Here is a 16757-nt window from a genome sequence, read left to right as displayed (position 1 = left end):
GACATGAGTACTGTCACGCTCGCCTCCAAGCGCCGCCGGTCGGCGCTGCGGACGCTCGCCTTCATGTCGCCCTGGCTGGTCGGCTTCGCGGTCTTCTTCGCCTACCCGCTGATCTCGACCGTCTACTTCTCCTTCATGCACTACGACGGCTTCAAGCCGCCGACGTGGGTGGGGACGAAGAACTGGGCCTACGTCTTCGAGAACTACCCGCTGTTCTGGCCCGCGTTGCGCAACACCCTGTGGCTGGTCCTCGTCATGGTCACCCTGCGGGTGCTGTTCGGGCTCGGCGTGGGCATGCTGATCACGAAGATCAAGACGGGTACGGGTGTCTTCCGCACCCTCTTCTACCTGCCCTACCTCGCCCCGCCGGTGGCGGCCACGATGGCCTTCGCCTTCCTCCTCAACCCCGGTACGGGGCCGGTCGACTCGCTGCTGGAGAAGGCCGGCGTACCGGCGCCGGGCTGGTTCAACGACCCCTCCTGGTCCAAGCCTGCCCTGACCCTGCTGGCCCTGTGGGGCATCGGCGACCTCATGGTCATCTTCATGGCCGCGCTCCTGGACGTGCCGACGGAGCAGTACGAGGCCGCCGAGCTGGACGGCGCCTCGGCCTGGCAGCGCTTCCGGTACGTCACCCTGCCGAACATCTCGCCCATCGTGATGTTCGCGGTGGTCACCGGGGTCATCCAGACCATGCAGTACTACACGCAGCCACTGATCGCCGGGAAGGTCGCCTCGGGCGTCATCCAGGGCGCCGGTACGCAGTTCGAGCCCGGCTATCCCGACAAGTCGACGCTCACCCTGCCGCAGCTCGTCTACAACCTCGGCTTCCAGCGCTTCGACTACGGCTCCGCCTGTGTGGTCGCGCTCGTACTGTTCGCCCTGTCCATGGTGTTCACCGCGTTCCTGATGCGGCGCCGGGGCGGTCTCATCCAGGCAGGTGACTGACCGATGGCCCAAGTACTCGACAAGCCGGTGAAGTTGACGGCCGCCGCCTCACCCGCCGAACGCACCGCCCGCCGCAGGGCCCTCCTGGAGTGGGTGGCGGTCCACTCGCTCGGCGTCGCGGCCGCCCTCTTCTTCGTGCTGCCCTTCGTGTTCGTGTTCCTGACCTCGTTGATGAGCGACACCCAGGCACTGAGCCGCGACCTGATCCCGCACACCTGGGAGTGGGGCAACTACAAGAAGGTCTTCGACACCCCGGGCTTCCTCACCTGGTGGAGGAACACCCTGCTCTACGCCGGCTTCGGCACGGTGCTGACCGTCGTCTCGTCGGTCCCGGTCGCCTACGCGCTCGCCAAGTTCCGCTTCCGCGGCCGGAATCTGTCGCTGATGCTGGTCATCTCGATGATGATGCTGCCGCCGCAGGTCGTGATCATCCCGATGTACCTGTTCTGGGCGAAGCAGCTGGACCTGTCCGGCACGCTGTGGCCGCTGATCATCCCGATGGCGTTCGGGGACGCGTTCTCCATCTTCCTGCTGCGCCAGTTCCTGATGACCATCCCGAACGAGTACCTGGACGCGGCCAAGGTCGACGGGTGCGGGGACCTGCGGACCCTGCTGAGGGTCGTCCTGCCGATGGCACGGCCGGGCGTCGCGGCCGTCGCGCTGTTCCAGTTCTTCTACGCCTGGAACGACTACTTCGGACCGCAGATCTACGCCTCCGAGAACCAGGGCGCCTGGACACTGTCCTACGGCCTGGAGTCGTTCAAGGGCGCGCACCACACCGACTGGAATCTCACCATGGCCGCGACCGTCCTGGTCATGGCCCCCGTGATCCTCGTGTTCTTCTTCGCGCAGAAGGCGTTCGTCGAGGGCGTCACGCTCACCGGAGTGAAGGGTTAAGCATGAAACTCACCGTGGTCGGCGGAGGGTCGACCTACACCCCCGAACTCATCGACGGTTTCGCGCGGCTCAGAGACACCCTGCCCGTCGAGGAACTGGTCCTGGTCGACCCGGCGGCCGAACGCCTGGAGCTGGTGGGCGGCCTGGCCCGCCGGATCTTCGCCAGGCAGGGCCACCCGGGCCGGATCATCACGACGTCCGACCTGGACGCGGGAGTCGAGGGCGCCGACGCCGTGCTCCTCCAGCTCCGGGTGGGCGGCCAGGCGGCCCGTGAGCAGGACGAGACCTGGCCGCTGGAGTGCGGCTGCGTCGGGCAGGAGACGACGGGCGCCGGCGGTCTGGCCAAGGCGCTGCGCACGGTTCCGGTCGTACTGGACATCGCCGAGCGGGTCCGCCGCGCCAACCCGGACGCGTGGATCATCGACTTCACCAACCCGGTCGGCATCGTGACGCGCGCCCTGCTCCGGGCGGGACACAGGACGGTCGGCCTGTGCAACGTGGCGATCGGCTTCCAGCGGAAGTTCGCCGCGCTGCTCGGCGTCTCCCCCGCCGAGGTGCACCTCGACCACGTGGGCCTCAACCACCTCACCTGGGAGACCGGTGTGCGCCTGGGCGGTCCCGAGGGCGAGGACGTCCTGCCCGGGCTGCTCGCCGGGCACGGCGACACGATCGCCGAGGACCTCCGGCTGCCGCGCCACGTCGTCGACCGCCTCGGCGTCGTGCCCTCCTACTACCTGCGCTACTTCTACGCGCACGACGAGGTCGTCCGGGAGCTGCGCACCAAGCCCTCCCGGGCCGCCGAAGTGGCAGAGATGGAAAGGCAGTTGCTGACGATGTACGGCGACCCCGCGCTTGACGAGAAGCCCGGGCTGCTCAGCCGGCGCGGCGGCGCCTACTACTCGGAGGCCGCCGTGGACCTCGCGGCCTCGCTGCTCGGCGGGGGCGGCAGCCCCCACCAGGTGGTGAACACGTACAACCGGGGGACCCTGCCGTTCCTGCCGGACGACGCGGTGATCGAGGTGCAGGCCGCGGTCGGCCCCGAGGGGCCCGTACCGCTGCCGGTCCCGTCCGTGGACCCGCTGTACGCGGGACTCATGGCGAACGTGACCGCGTACGAGGACCTCGCGCTGGAGGCCGCCCTGCGCGGCGGCCGCGACCGGGTCTTCCGGGCCTTGCTCGCGCACCCCCTGGTGGGCCAGTACGCCTACGCCGACACCCTGACCGACCAGCTGATCGCGCACAACCGGGAGCACCTCGCGTGGGCATGACCTCGACGGAGTCCGGCGCCGGGACGGTCGCCGGGTCCGGCCCCGCGGCCGCGGGCCTCGTGCTGGCCATCGACGCGGGGAACAGCAAGACCGACGTCGCCGTGGTGGCCGCGGACGGGCGGGTGACCGGCACCGCGCGCGGGGGCGGGTTCCGGCCCCCCGCAGTGGGCGTCGAGACGGCGGTGGACGCGGTCGCCGACGCCGTGCGGCGGGCCTTCGCCGAAGCGGGCGTCACCGAGGTCGGCCATGTCTCCGCCTGCCTCGCCAACGCCGACCTGCCCGTGGAGGAGGAGCGGCTGGCGGCCGCGCTGCGGGCGCGCGCCTGGGGCGCCGAGGTGGCAGTGCGCAACGACACCTTCGCGATCCTGCGGGCCGGGATCGCCGAGCCGCGCGGTGTCGCCGTGGTCTGCGGGGCCGGCATCAACTGCGTCGGCATGCGGCCCGACGGCCGCACCGCCCGGTTCCCCGCCGTCGGCCGCATCTCCGGCGACTGGGGCGGCGGCTGGGGGCTGGCGGAGGAGGCGTTGTGGCACGCGGCGCGGGCCGAGGACGGTCGGGGCGGGCCCACCGCCCTGGCGCGCACGCTGCCCGCGCACTTCGGGCTGGACTCCATGTACGCGCTCATCGAGGCGCTCCACCTGGAGCACATCGGCAACGCGCGGCGCCACGAGCTGACCCCGGTCCTGTTCGCCACGGCGGTGGACGGCGATCCGGTGGCCCGCGGCATCGTCGACCGGCTCGCGGAGGAGGTGGTCGCGATGGCCGCGGTGGCGCTGACCCGCCTCGGTCTCCTCGGCGAGGAGACCCCGGTCCTCCTCGGCGGCAGCATCCTGGCCGCCCGCCATCCCCAGCTCGACGACCGGATCCGCGAACTCCTGGCCGTCCGCGCGCCCAAGGCGGTCCCCCGGGTCGTCACGGTCGCGCCGGTGCTGGGGGCGGCCCTTCTCGGCCTGGACCGGGTACGGGCCGGGGACGAGATCCACGCGCGGGTACGGGAGTTCTACGAGCGGGGCTGAGGAAGCCCCGGTGACGCGCGGGGCGCGTGCGCCACCGGGGCGCCCCGCGCACGCTCCATGACCTGCCGTGACGGGACGGGAACCAATCCGAACCGGAACACGTGTTCATGGGCAGGGGGTTGGCACGGGGGAGTCGTGCTGCCCGTGATCCGAACAAGATCCAGGCAAGGCCTGTGCGGATACCGGTCCCGGCGGCGATACTTGCCGCCGTGCACGTACGCCGACCGGCCGCGCTTCCCGCGCCCGCGGCGAGCGTGACCGGCCGGATGACCCTGGGGGAGGTCGAGAGTGACACACCCGCCGAACGGAAACGCGACGCCGCCGGGACGTGGCGCGAGCACGATGCCGTCCGTGCCGGCGCAGGCCGGACCTCCCGCACCCCCGGGCGGACCCACCCCGCCGCGGTCCCTGCCCGGTTCCCCGCAGGCCGTTCCCCCGGCTCCCGGAGCGACACCACGGCGTACGGCCTGGGCGGAGGGCGTGGACCGGCTGCGTGCCGCGGCGACGACGGAGCCGGGACGGCTGCGGATCATCGGCGCCGTACTCGCCCTGCTGGTCGTCGCGTTCGGCGCGGTCACCGCCTGGCAGATGACGGAACGTTCGGCCGCCGCGGACAACGTGCTGCACAGCAGCCAGCCGCTGAGCGCGAGCGCCGCCGAGATCTACCGCTCGCTCGCCGACGCCAACACCACGGCCTCCAGCGGCTTCCTGGCGGGCTCTCAGGAGTCGAAGGAGACCCGGGAGCAGTACGAGAGGGACATCAGGACGGCGGCCGCCAGGCTGGTCACCGCGGCCAACAGCTCGGAGCCGGGCTCCTCCTCGTCCGCCACCATCTCCCAGCTGAACGAACTGCTGCCCGAGTACAAGGGCTTGATCGAGCGGGCCCGCGCCAACAATCTGCAGGGCTATCCGTTGGGCGGCGCGTACCTGCGGTACGCGAACGAGAAGATGCAGAAAGACATGCTCCCGAAGGCCCGGGATCTCTACCAGCGGGAGAACCAGCGGCTGAACGCCGACTACGCCGACGCGAAGCCCTATCCCTGGGCCGCGATCGCCCTCGGTCTCGTCGCGCTCGGCGCCCTCGTGTGGGCCCAGCGGCGCAACTACCGCCGTACGAACCGCGTGATGAACCAGGGCCTGGCCGCCGCCACCGCGGCTTCCCTCGTCGTGCTGCTGTGGCTGTCCGTCGGGCACACCGTCGCCCGGGCCGGGCTCGACGAGTCCTACGACCACGGGGTCCGTTCCCTGAACGAGCTGCACGACGCGCAGATCGCGTCCCTGAAGGCCCGGGGCAACGAGACCCTCACCCTGGTCAGCCGGGGCGCCGAGACGAAGGTCCTGGCGGACGACTCGTCCGTGGACCTGTACGAGTACAACTTCAAGCTGGACATGAAGAAGCTCACCAAGGGCCTGGCGGTGGCGGCGGCCCTCTCCGACGACGCGGCGGGCGAGAAGCCCGTGCGGACCGCGACCTCCAACATGAAGGAATGGAAGCAGCGTCATCGGGAGGCCGCCGACGCCAACAAGAACGGCGACTACCAGAGCGCCCTGGACCGGGTCATCGGCTCCAAGGACAAGAAGCCCACGAGCGAGTGCTTCAAGGGCGTGGACGGCAACCTCACGCTCGCGCTGGAGCACGAGGAGACCGAGTTCCGGCAGGCGGCGAGCGGCGGGCTGGGCGCGATGACCGGAATCCCGGTCGGTGCGGCGGTCCTGGCCGTGCTGGCCGCGGCGGGCGCGGTGTTCGGCGTCGGGCGCAGGCTTTCGGAGTACCGGTGAGAGGGGGAGGGACGATGATCGGACGACGCCTGAGGGCGAGCCTGAGGGGCTGGGGCGGCGTGGGCGCGATGGCGGCCGCCTGTGCGATCACCCTGGTCCTCGCGCTGCTGCTGCCGCTGGGCGGCGCGCGCGGCCAGGACGGCACCACCGACGTCGGCGGGCAGGGCGTGGCCCGGGGCACGCAGGCCAGGGCCAAGAAGTGCGTCGTCGACCCGCAGGACCGGAGCCCCGCCCCGTCGGGCGCGGACGGGCCGACGATCGACGCCATCAAGAGCCGCGGGCGGCTGATCGTCGGCGTCGACCAGAACAGCTACCGCTGGGGCTACCGCGACCCGAACAACCTGAAGTCCGGCAGCGACCTGGAGGGCTTCGACATCGACCTGGTCCACGCGATCGCCGAGGACATCCTCGGCGACCCGAAAGCGGTCCAGTTCCGGGCAGTCCCCACCGCGCGGCGCGTCGAGGCGATCCAGAAGGGTGAGGTCGACATGGTGGTGCGCACCATGACGATCACCTGCAAGCGTCTGGACGACGTCGTGTTCTCCGCGCCCTACTTCCAGACCGGCCAGCAGGTGCTCGCCCCGACGGCGTCGAAGATCACGGGGCGCGACGAGAGCCTCGCCGGCAAGAGGATCTGCACGGCGGCGAGTTCGACGGCGAACGAACAACTGGTGGAGGACCGGAGGAAGGGCAGGCTCGTCTCCTCCGCCAAGATCATAAAGCCCGTGCCCAACCAGCTCGACTGTCTGGTGCGCCTCCAACTCGGCTTGGCCGACGCGGTGGTGACCGACGGCGCGCTCGCCGCGAGCCAGGCCGCCCAGGACCCCACGGTGCAACTCAAGGGCGGGACCTTCACGACCGAGTACTACGGCGTGGCGATGAAGAAGGGTCCCGACGACGACCTGGTGCGCCGGGTCAACAAGATCCTCGCGGACTACCGCGAGAGCGGCTGGGGCCGGTCGTACGACAAGTGGCTCGCCCCGACCCTCGGGGAGAAGTCCCCTTCACGGACCCCTCCCGTCCCCCACTACAAGCAACCGACCTGATACGACTGGAGAGTTGCCCCGGGCGCACACCGAGCGCGCGGGGAACGCACGAGAGCGAGAGGTGATCGATGGGCGTCACGGGACCCCCCGGGCCGGTGATGGACCGGGACGAGGCGGACCGTGCGCTGGCGCGCCTCGGCGCGGAGTACGAGGCCATCGAGACCTCGCTCCTCGCCCTGCAGGACCACGCGGGACGCAGGCTTCTGGAGGGCGCCGAACTCACCGGCACCACCAAGGAGCGCTGGACGTCCGCGGAGGCGTCGATCACCTTGCTGTGGGCGTACTTCGACGCGTACACGGACGCGCTGCGCTCCGCGCGCGAGATCCGTTCCCGCAGACGCTGGTCCAGCCGTGAGGACCTGGTGGAGCTGACCGAGCTGCTGCGCGGTTCGGGCATCACCGTCGCCGGTTCCACCACCGCGACCGCGAACGCGCCGACCCTGGCCGGCACCGGCAAGCTCAGCGAGCGGTTCTCGCTGGCCGGCCTGGTCGACCGGATGAACGAGCTGTACGCGACCTCGCTCGACATGGTCGTCACGGCGGACGCCGTGTGGTCCGCGCTGCCCGCCCGGATCGATTTACTGGCCGCGGAGCTCCAGCGCACCCGGCAGCTCGCGCACTCCGTGGGCGTGCGCCCCGGCGAGCATCCCTCGGGCGACGACCTGGAGCGGATCACCCGGACCCTGACCACCCTGCGCGAACGGGTCGTCTCCGATCCGCTGGCCTTCTGGGTGCCCGCCCAGGGGAGTTCGGCACCGGGCGGCGGCCGTCCGGACACGACGACGTACGACCGTGAGGCCCGCGCCCTGGAGGAGGTGCGCCGGGAGATCGACGCGGTCCTCACCGTGCGGCAGGACGCGGAGGCCCGGCTGGTGAGGCTCCGGGACGTGCTCAGCCGCGCGGACCGCACGCTCGCCGAGGCGCGGAGTGCCCGCGGCGAGGTGCTGGCGAAGATCGCCGCGTCCGAGGTGCCGGCCGTCAGCGGTCCGCCGACGGCACTGCAGGAGCAGCTGGCGACGGCCGCGGAGTACCGCAGGCACGCCCAGTGGCACCGCCTCTCGCCGCTGCTCGAAGCACTGGAGGAGAAGGCGGAGGACGAACTCCTGCGCGCCCGTGAGTCGCTGACGGCCGTCACCCAGCCGTTGGCGGTCCGCGCCGAGCTGCGCGGCCGGCTCGACGCGTACAAGGCGAAGGTCGCCCGGCACGGCTTCGCCGAGGACCCGTTTCTGGTGGAGCGCTACGACGCGGCCCGGCGCATGCTGTGGAGCGCTCCCTGCGATCTGCGGGTGGCGGAGGAGGCGGTGCTGCGCTATCAGCGGGCGGCCGCCGAACTGCTGAGCCCGCGGGTGCCGGAGCAGGGCGGGCCACAGGACCGTGCGGACCGGAGGGGGCCCGGCGCGTGAGCGTTGAAGGGGATGCGGCGTGAGTGAGCAGGCTGTGAGCGCGGAGCGGAAGTGTCAACGGCCCGACTGCGAGGGGTCGTACGAGGACATGGGCGGCGGAGAGCTGTACTGCGACACGTGCGGGCTCGCCCCGGTCGTGTCGGCGAAGCCCCCGGCGCATCCGTCGCAGGCCGGCCCGGGAGCGGGTGGCGCGGCGGCGGCCGGTGCGGGACCGCACGGCGCCGACAGCGGCAGTGTGCGCGGTGGTTCGCGGGCCAGCGCGCGTACGTCCTCGCGCTCCTCGCAGTCGCGGCGTTCGGTGTCCGGCCGGCTGTCCCGGTCGCTGTCGGGCGGTTCGACGGGCCGCTCGGTGTCGGTGCGCAGCTCCGGTTCGACGGCGTCCTCCTCCGGGCGGGGCCGGCTCGGCGCCGGGCTCGTCGAGGTCCCGGACGTTCCGCGGCCCGATCCGCGCGCGATGGTCCAGGAGCACCCGGAGGTGCCCGAGCGCAAACGGTTCTGCTCGCGCTCCGACTGCGGTGCCCCGGTGGGGCGTTCGCGCGGCGACCGGCCCGGCCGCACCGAGGGCTTCTGCACGAAGTGCGGACACCCGTACTCGTTCGTGCCGAAACTGCGCGCCGCCGACATCGTGCACGGCCAGTACGAGGTGGTGGGCTGTCTGGCGCACGGCGGGCTCGGCTGGGTCTACCTGGCCGTCGACCGCGCGGTGTCCGACCGCTGGGTGGTCCTCAAGGGGCTGCTCGACACGGGCGACCAGGACGCGATGGAGGCCGCGATCTCCGAGCGGCGCTTCCTCGCGGAGATCGAGCACTCCAACATCGTGCGGATCTACAACTTCGTCGAGCACCTCGACCAGCGGACGGGTTCGCTGGACGGGTACATCGTCATGGAGTACGTCGGTGGCAAGTCGCTGAAGGAGATCGCCAACGACCGCCGCACCTCGGACGGCAAGCGCGACCCGCTGCCGGTGGAGCAGGCCTGCGCGTTCGGCATCGAGGCCCTGGAGGCCCTCGGTCACCTGCACAGCCGCAACCTGCTGTACTGCGACTTCAAGGTCGACAACGCGATCCAGACCGAGGACCAGCTCAAGCTGATCGACATGGGCGCGGTGCGCAGGATGGACGACGAGGAATCGGCCATCTACGGCACGGTGGGCTACCAGGCCCCCGAGGTGGCGGAGGTCGGCCCGTCGATCGCCTCCGACCTGTACACGGTGGCCCGTACGCTCGCCGTCCTCTCCTTCGACTTCCAGGGCTACACGAACGTCTTCGTGGACTCCCTGCCCGACCCCGACCACATCGAGGTCTTCCGCCAGTACGAGTCCTTCTACCGGCTCCTCGTCCGGGCCACGGACCCCGACCCGGCCCGCCGTTTCGCCTCCGCGCGGGAGATGTCGGAACAGCTGACCGGCGTGCTGCGCGAGGTGGTCTCGCTCCAGACGGGGCGGGCGCGGCCGGCCCTGTCGACCCTGTTCGGACCGGAGACCAGGGTCACGGACACGGAACTGTTCGGGAGGGCGGCCGAGGACGTGTCGCTCCTCGGGGTCCGCGCGGTCCCCGTACGGAGGAGGAAGGGCGCGCCCCGGCCCCTCGCGGGGACGAACGGGAGCGGGCCGCTGTCTCCCGTGCCGGCCTCCACCACCCTGGTCAGACCCGTTCAGGCGACGGCCACCGCGCTCGCGCTGCCCGTCCCCCGGGTGGACCCCGGTGACCCCAACGCCGGTTTCCTGGCGGGCCTGATGACGTCCGCGCCCGCGGAGCTGATCACCGCGCTGCACACCGCGCCGACCGGTTCGACGGAACTGCGGCTGCGGGAGCTGCGGGCCCGCCTGGAGATGGGTGAACTGGGCGGCGCGAGCCGTTCCGTCGAGTCGCTGGAGGCGGATCACCCGGACGACTGGCGGGTGGTCTGGTACCGCGGGGTCACGGCCCTGGCGACCGGGGACAACGAGATCGCGGCGCTGTCCTTCGACGCGATCTACGACGCCTTCCCCGGGGAGCCCGCGCCCAAGCTGGCGCTCGGCGTGTGCGCGGAGGTGCTCGGCCAGCTGGACAACGCCGCCGAGTACTACCGCCTGGTGTGGACGACCGACCCCGGGCACGTGAGCGCGGCGTTCGGACTGGCCCGGGTCCAGCTCGCGGCGGGGGACCGCCGTGGCGCCGTGCGCACGCTGGAATCCGTCCCCGAGTCGTCGATCCACTACACGGCGGCGCGGGTCGCGGCCGTGCGGGCGAGACTGCGGCAGCGGCCGGTCTCGGAGGCGGCGGCTCCGCCGTTCCTCGACGATCTGACGGCGGCCGCCGAACAGGTCGAGGCCCTCGACGGATTCGGTCTGGACGCGATGCGCCGCGAGCAGTTGTCGACGGAGGTCCTCGGCTGCGCCCTGGACTGGGTACTCTCCGGTAGCCAGGGTTCCGCTCCGGCCACCGGAGGCGGAACCGCGCTGCTCGGCAGCGCGTTGGACGAGCGTGGCCTCCGTTTCGGCCTCGAACGTTCGTACCGCACGCTGGCCCGGCTCGCCCGGGGCGGCGAGGAGAGGATCGACCTGGTGGAACGTGCCAACCGTTACCGCCCCCGGACGTGGGTGTGATTGATGTCCCAGATGCCCCAGCCGACGGCCCTTTCGCGGTGCCCCAGTTGCGAGGAGCCGCTGGAGGCGGCTGACCGTTTCTGCGGTGCGTGCGGCTACGACCTGTCGGCGGTGCCCGCACCGCCGGACGACCACCCGACGATCGCCATGAACGGCGTTCCGCCGGGCCTCGCCCCGGCCGCCCCGTCCGTGGACTGGCCCGTCGCGCCGGAGGTCGACAGCTCCGACGTGCCCGCGCCGGTGCACCGCGCCACCGACATCCGGGGCACCGATTCGGGCGGTTCCGAACTCCCGCGTCAGCAGGACCCGCACGGGGTTCCGGCGAGCGTCCGGCCGTCCGCCGCGAAGCGGCCCGACGGGCAGCCGTCGGGCGTGCGGTTCGACCGTCCCTCGGAGCCCGACGAGTACCCGCTCGCCCCGCCGGCCGGTGAGGCCGGGACCGCGGAGACCCGTCCGGGTGACGGCCCGGCCCCGGAGATCCCCGCCGATCCCCGCACCGCCGACCTCGCGGCGCCCCCCGCGGGTGCCAAGCTGTGCGTGGCCTGCCGGTCGGGTCACGTCGACCCCGACGGCTACTGCGAGAACTGCGGGCACGCGCAGCCACGGGAACGGGACCACATGGAACAGGAGTTGGGCGCGGTCGCCGCGGTCAGCGACCGGGGCCTGCGCCACCACCGCAACGAGGACGCCTTCGCGATCTCCTCGACCGCGCTGCCCGACGGTTCCCCCGCGGTCGTCGCGATCGTCTGCGACGGGGTCTCCTCCGCGACCCGTCCGGACGAGGCCTCGCTCGCGGCGTCCACCGCGGCGAACGAGTCGCTCCTGGCGGCGCTCCCGCTGGGCACGCACCCGCAGCAGGCCATGCACGAGGCGATCGTCACGGCCGCCGAGGCCGTCAACGCGCTGGCCGACCCGTCCACCGAGCAGGGCGAGAACGCACCGCACGTGAACGCGCCCGCCTGCACCATCGTCGGCGCCGTCGTCACGTCCTCCCTGCTGATCGTCGGCTGGGTCGGCGACAGCCGCGCCTACTGGGTTCCCGTCGACCGCTCCTCGCCGCCGGCCCGGCTGACCGAGGACGACTCGTGGGCCGCCCAGATGGTCGCCGCGGGTCTCATGAACGAGGCGGAGGCGTACGCCGACGAGCGCGCCCACGCGATCACCGGCTGGCTCGGCGCCGACGCCTACGAACTGGAGCCGCACACCGTCTCGTTCAAGCCCGACCGGCCGGGTGTGGTGGTGGTGTGCACCGACGGTCTGTGGAACTACGCGGAGGCGGCCGGGGAGATGGCCGAGATCGTCCCCCGGGACGCCGCCGAACGACCCCTGCACACCGCCCGGGTCCTGGTCGGTCACGCCCTCGACGGTGGGGGCCACGACAACGTAACAGTGGCCGTCATGCCGTTCCCCGCCCCCTCGCAGGGGGCAGGATCGGCCTGAGGCCGCGAACTGACGGGGGCGGCCGCGGACCGGAGGGGACCGGTCCGCACCAGTCATCACCTCCGCCGGCGGCGGAGGCCCGAGGGGGACAGAAAAGGCATGGCCAATTTCTCGAAGTCGAACGTGCCGCAGTTCTCGGTCGACGTCTACCAGAACGAGTACCTGCCGGAGGGCGGCCGCGAGGTCAACGCGATCGTCACGGTGAGTGCGACCGGCGGCGGCACCGTCGGCAGCGCGGTCGCCGCTCCGCACCTGTACACGGCGGGGCAGAGCCCGGACGCCGCCGTGGCGATCATGGTCGACTGCTCGGGCTCGATGGACTACCCGCCGAACAAGATGCGCAACGCCCGGGACGCGACGGCCGCCGCGATCGACACGGTGCGTGACGGGGTCCACTTCGCGGTGATCGGCGGCACGCACGTCGCCAAGGAGGTCTATCCGGGCGGCGGACGGCTCGCGGTGGCGGACGCGGCCACCCGCGAGCAGGCCAAGCAGGCGCTGCGCAAGCTGAGCGCGGGCGGCGGCACGGCGATCGGCACCTGGCTGCGTCTCGCCGACCGGCTGCTGTCCTCCGCGGAGGTGTCGATCCGGCACGGCATCGTGCTCACCGACGGCCGCAACGAACACGAGTCGCCCGAGGACCTGCGGGCCGCGCTCGACTCCTGCGCCGGACGCTTCACCTGTGACGCGCGCGGAGTCGGCACCGACTGGGAGGTGAAGGAGGTCACCGGCATCGCCTCGGCGCTGCTCGGCACCGCCGACATCGTCGCCGACCCGGCCGCCCTCACCGCCGACTTCACGCACATGATGGAGACGGCCATGGGCAAGGAGGTCGCCGACGTGGCCCTGCGGCTGTGGACCCCGGTCGGCACCGAGATCAAGTTCGTCAAGCAAGTGGCGCCCACCGTCGAGGAACTGACGGACCGTCGGACGGAGGCGGGCCCCCGGGCCGGCGACTACCCGACCGGCTCCTGGGGCGACGAGTCCCGCGACTACCACGTGTGCGTCCAGGTCCCGACGGCCGCAGTCGGCCGGGAGATGCTCGCCGCCCGCGTCTCACTGGTGATCCCGCAGGGCGACGGCAGCGCGCAGAACCTCGGCGCGCAGGGACTCGTGCGGGCCGTGTGGACCGACGACATGGTCGCCTCCACGTCCATCAACCCGCAGGTCGCGCACTACACAGGTCAGGCCGAACTGGCACAAGTCATCCAGCAAGGGCTCGATCTTCGCAAAGCGGGAGATGTCGACGGAGCAACGGCCAAGCTGGGACGGGCCGTTCAGCTCGCCGGAGCCTCCGGCAACGCCGATACTGCGAAACTGCTCGCGAAGGTGGTGGACGTGGTCGACGTCGCGGCAGGTACTGTGCGATTGAAGGCAAGGGTCGACGAGGCAGACGAAATGACCCTTGAGACACGGTCCACAAAGACTGTTCGTGTAAAGAAGTAGCGAGCCCGGTTCCCGTGGGGAATCGGAGAAATCCGGTCACAACGGCCGGAAAAGGAGAGGGGGAAGCACCGATATGCCGACCTGCCCGAACGGACACCAGTCGGGTTCCGACGACTGGTGCGAGGTCTGCGGTCACCGCATGGCCGGTGCCGTGCCCCCGCTCCCTCCCCCGCCGCCGCCCGGCTACGGCTATCCGGCGCCCGGTTCGCCGCAGCCCGGCCCCGGCAACGGGTCGCACCTGTCCGGCGGACCCGGCTCCGAGCCGGACCTCTGCCCGCAGTGCCGCACGCCCCGCGAGGGCGCCGCGCCCTTCTGCGAGGAGTGCCGGTGGAACTTCCTGACCAACACCGCGACGTCGTACACCCCGGCGGCACCGCGTCCGCAGAACCCCTCGCCCGGCGGGCAGGCGCCGTACGGCGGTCCCGGTAACCAGAATCCCGCGCTGCGGTTCCAGCAGCAGGGTCCGGGACACCAGGGCGGTCCGGGTGCCGGCGGCCCCGGTCACGACCCGTTCGAGTACCAGAGTTCGCGGCCCTCGCAGATGAACCGGCCCGCCGAACCGATCCCGCAGGGTCCCCCGGCCCAGCCGTACGGCGGCCCCGGCGCCCCCCAGCAGGCCTACACCCAGCAGCCCGCCTCGCCGTACACGCAGGGCGGACCTCCGCAGCAGGGCGGCCGGCAGTCCGGCGGCCCGGCCTTCGGCGGCGCCGACGACGACTGGGTGATCCCCCCGCCGTCCTCCGGTTCGCCCGGCGGCCAGGGCGGCCCGAACGGCCCGGGGCAGGGCGGTGGCTACGGCTATCCGCAGCCCGGCGCCACCCAGGCCCCGCCCGGCCCCGGCTACCAGCAGCAACAGCCGCAGCAGCCGCTGGGCTGGAGCATGACCATCGCCCCGGACCGCGAGTACTTCATGGCGATGATGCAGCGCTCCGGGCCCGAGGCCGCGGGCCTGAACCTGCCCGCGTACTCACCCGAGCAGCAGCGCCCGCTCACCGGCAACCAGATCACCATCGGCCGCCGCCGGCACTCCACCGGCGACACCCCGGACATCGACCTGTCGGTGCCCCCGGAGGACCCGGGCGTCTCGCACCAGCACGCGCTCCTGGTCCAGCAGCCCGACGGCACCTGGGCGGTCGTCGACCAGAACTCGACGAACGGGACCACGGTCAACGGCGGCGAGGAGCCCATCCAGCCGTTCGTGCCGATCCCGCTGCAGGACGGGGACCGGGTGCACGTCGGCGCCTGGACGACGATCACCATCCGCCGGGGCTGAGCGCGCCCCTGGGGCTCCCGTGGCCGGGAGCCCCTGCCCGGCCGCCCGGAACCCGGTCGCGGGCGGTACGGGCCCGGTGACGGGCCGCACGGGCCCCCGGGTCGTGGGCGGTCTCAGGGCAGCGGCCAGGCGTACGGCCCGTCCGGGTCGTCCAGCCAGGCCCAGGCACGTTCCGCGCCGACCGTGATCCCGTACCGCTCCCGCGGTGGCCGCCCCTCGCGCTCCCACAGCGCGTACGCGTCGTGCGGGTCCAGGCTGCCCGCCGTCAGGGCCACCAGGAACCGGAACAGGTCGTGGCCGCGGGCGTGGCGCGGCAGCCCGCCGAGCCGGGCCGGCTCCGGCTCGGACCGGGTGGCCCCGCGCAGCGGCACGAAGAAGGCCGGCGTGTGCAGGAAGCGTCCCTCCGCGTGCCCGGCGTCCCGGACGCGCAGCGCGATGAGCCCGGTGGCCAGCGGCGCCAGGACGCGTGCGCCGGGGCCGCACTGGGGCAGCCAGGCGCGCGGGATCGTGGTCAGCGTGCAGGTGGCGATGATCCGGTCGAAGGGGGCGCGTTCGGGGACACCGCGCGCCCCGTCCCCGGTGACGACCTCCGGGTGGTACCCGGCGACGGCCAGATGGGCCCGCGCGGTCTCGGTGATCTCCGCGTCGAGGTCGATCGTGGTCACCAGGTCGTCGCCCAGCCGGCGGGCGAGCAGGGCCGCGTTGTAGCCGGTCCCGGCGCCGATCTCCAGGACGGAGTCCCCGTCCCGTACCGCCAGCTCGGTCAGCATCTTCGCCATCAGCGACGGCTGGCTGCTGGAGGAGACCAGTTCTCCGTCCCGCACCCGGGTCGCCAGCGGGGCGTCCGCGTACGCGCCGCGCAGCCAGCGCTCCCTGGCCCGCGGGTCCGGGTCCTCTCCCCACACGCGCTGGAAGCCGCCGGTGACGCCGATGTAGTACGAGGGCACGAAGAGGTGCCGCGGGACGGCCTCGAAGACCTCCCGCCAGACCGGGTCGCCCTCGAAGGCCCCGCTCCGCTCGATCTCGCGCACCAGGGACGCCCGCGCCAGCTCGGCGAGGTCCTCGGGTCCGGTGCCGGTGTCGAGAGCGTTCGCGCCCATACCTCCACTGTGCTGCGGGACGGGCCCGGGTGCGAGCGGCGGCCCGGTCCGGAACCGGTCCTAGGCCTTGAGTCCTCGGTCACGTCGTCTGAGACCATGGGGACGTGAAAGAGATTCGGCGCGGCACGCTTCAGGAGCAGACCTTCTACGAGCAGGTCGGCGGCGAGGAGACCTTCCGGCGCCTCGTGCACCGTTTCTACGAGGGCGTCGCCGGGGACCCGCTGCTGAAGCCCATGTATCCCGAGGAGGACCTGGGCCCGGCCGAGGAGCGCCTCGTCCTGTTCCTGATCCAGTACTGGGGCGGTCCGACGACGTACAGCGAGAACCGCGGCCATCCCCGGCTGCGGATGCGGCACGCGCCCTTCAAGGTCGACCAGGCCGCGCACGACGCCTGGCTCCGGCACATGCGCGTGGCCGTCGACGAGCTCGGGCTCTCCGAGGAGCACGAGCACACGCTGTGGAACTACCTGACGTACGCGGCCGCTTCGATGGTGAACACGGCGAGCTGAGCACGTCGCCGACGCACCCGTTCCGGTCGCGCCACGTCACCTCCCGGT

Annotated in this window: 13 protein-coding genes; 12 read left to right on the top strand and 1 reads right to left on the bottom strand. The window is 72.3% G+C overall.

The window, feature by feature from the left end; translation table 11 throughout:
• The first annotated feature begins 3 nt into the window (after positions 1–3).
• From ACFYW7_RS01715 to ACFYW7_RS01665, 11 genes are all read left to right on the top strand, one after another.
• Positions 4–945, top strand: a complete 942-nt coding sequence (locus ACFYW7_RS01715; protein ID WP_389497006.1) for a carbohydrate ABC transporter permease — start codon at positions 4–6, stop codon at positions 943–945.
• Positions 946–948: 3 nt separating this feature from the next.
• Positions 949–1842 carry a carbohydrate ABC transporter permease gene (locus ACFYW7_RS01710; protein WP_389497005.1) on the top strand — a complete coding sequence of 298 codons (894 nt, stop codon included), beginning with the start codon at positions 949–951 and terminating at the stop codon, positions 1840–1842.
• 2 nt (positions 1843–1844) lie between these two features.
• On the top strand, positions 1845–3110 hold the full coding sequence (locus tag ACFYW7_RS01705) for a 6-phospho-beta-glucosidase (RefSeq protein WP_389497004.1): 1266 nt from the start codon (positions 1845–1847) through the stop codon (positions 3108–3110).
• Positions 3111–3169: 59 nt separating this feature from the next.
• Positions 3170–4126, top strand: a complete 957-nt coding sequence (locus tag ACFYW7_RS01700; protein ID WP_389498514.1) for an N-acetylglucosamine kinase — start codon at positions 3170–3172, stop codon at positions 4124–4126.
• 288 nt (positions 4127–4414) lie between these two features.
• On the top strand, positions 4415–5905 hold the full coding sequence (locus ACFYW7_RS01695) for a hypothetical protein (protein WP_389497003.1): 1491 nt from the start codon (positions 4415–4417) through the stop codon (positions 5903–5905).
• 14 nt (positions 5906–5919) lie between these two features.
• On the top strand, positions 5920–6951 hold the full coding sequence (locus ACFYW7_RS01690; protein WP_389497002.1) for a glutamate ABC transporter substrate-binding protein: 1032 nt from the start codon (positions 5920–5922) through the stop codon (positions 6949–6951).
• A gap of 68 nt (positions 6952–7019) precedes the next feature.
• Positions 7020–8354, top strand: a complete 1335-nt coding sequence (locus ACFYW7_RS01685) for a hypothetical protein (protein WP_389497001.1) — start codon at positions 7020–7022, stop codon at positions 8352–8354.
• Positions 8355–8442: 88 nt separating this feature from the next.
• Positions 8443–10941 carry a tetratricopeptide repeat protein gene (locus ACFYW7_RS01680; RefSeq protein ID WP_389498512.1) on the top strand — a complete coding sequence of 833 codons (2499 nt, stop codon included), beginning with the start codon at positions 8443–8445 and terminating at the stop codon, positions 10939–10941.
• A 3-nt stretch (positions 10942–10944) separates the two neighbouring features.
• Complete coding sequence (locus ACFYW7_RS01675; protein ID WP_389497000.1) at positions 10945–12381, top strand: protein phosphatase 2C domain-containing protein; 1437 nt, start codon at positions 10945–10947, stop codon at positions 12379–12381.
• Between the two features lie 99 nt (positions 12382–12480).
• A complete protein-coding gene (locus ACFYW7_RS01670) occupies positions 12481–13827 on the top strand; it encodes a VWA domain-containing protein (RefSeq protein WP_389496999.1) in 1347 nt (448 codons plus the stop codon).
• Between the two features lie 73 nt (positions 13828–13900).
• On the top strand, positions 13901–15100 hold the full coding sequence (locus ACFYW7_RS01665; RefSeq protein WP_389496998.1) for an FHA domain-containing protein: 1200 nt from the start codon (positions 13901–13903) through the stop codon (positions 15098–15100).
• Positions 15101–15213: 113 nt separating this feature from the next.
• Here ACFYW7_RS01665 and ACFYW7_RS01660 read toward each other — a convergent pair whose 3' ends face one another.
• A complete protein-coding gene (locus ACFYW7_RS01660) occupies positions 15214–16200 on the bottom strand; it encodes a methyltransferase domain-containing protein (protein ID WP_389496997.1) in 987 nt (328 codons plus the stop codon).
• A 104-nt stretch (positions 16201–16304) separates the two neighbouring features.
• Between ACFYW7_RS01660 and ACFYW7_RS01655 the strand changes: the two genes are divergently transcribed.
• Positions 16305–16709, top strand: a complete 405-nt coding sequence (locus tag ACFYW7_RS01655) for a globin (RefSeq protein ID WP_389496996.1) — start codon at positions 16305–16307, stop codon at positions 16707–16709.
• The last annotated feature ends 48 nt before the right edge of the window (positions 16710–16757 follow it).

The organism is Streptomyces sp. NPDC002580 (genome assembly GCF_042889485.1).
Lineage (GTDB): Bacteria > Actinomycetota > Actinomycetes > Streptomycetales > Streptomycetaceae > Streptomyces.
The sequence above is the reverse complement of the archived record's forward strand: the minus strand, read 5'-3'. Positions and strand labels throughout refer to the sequence as shown.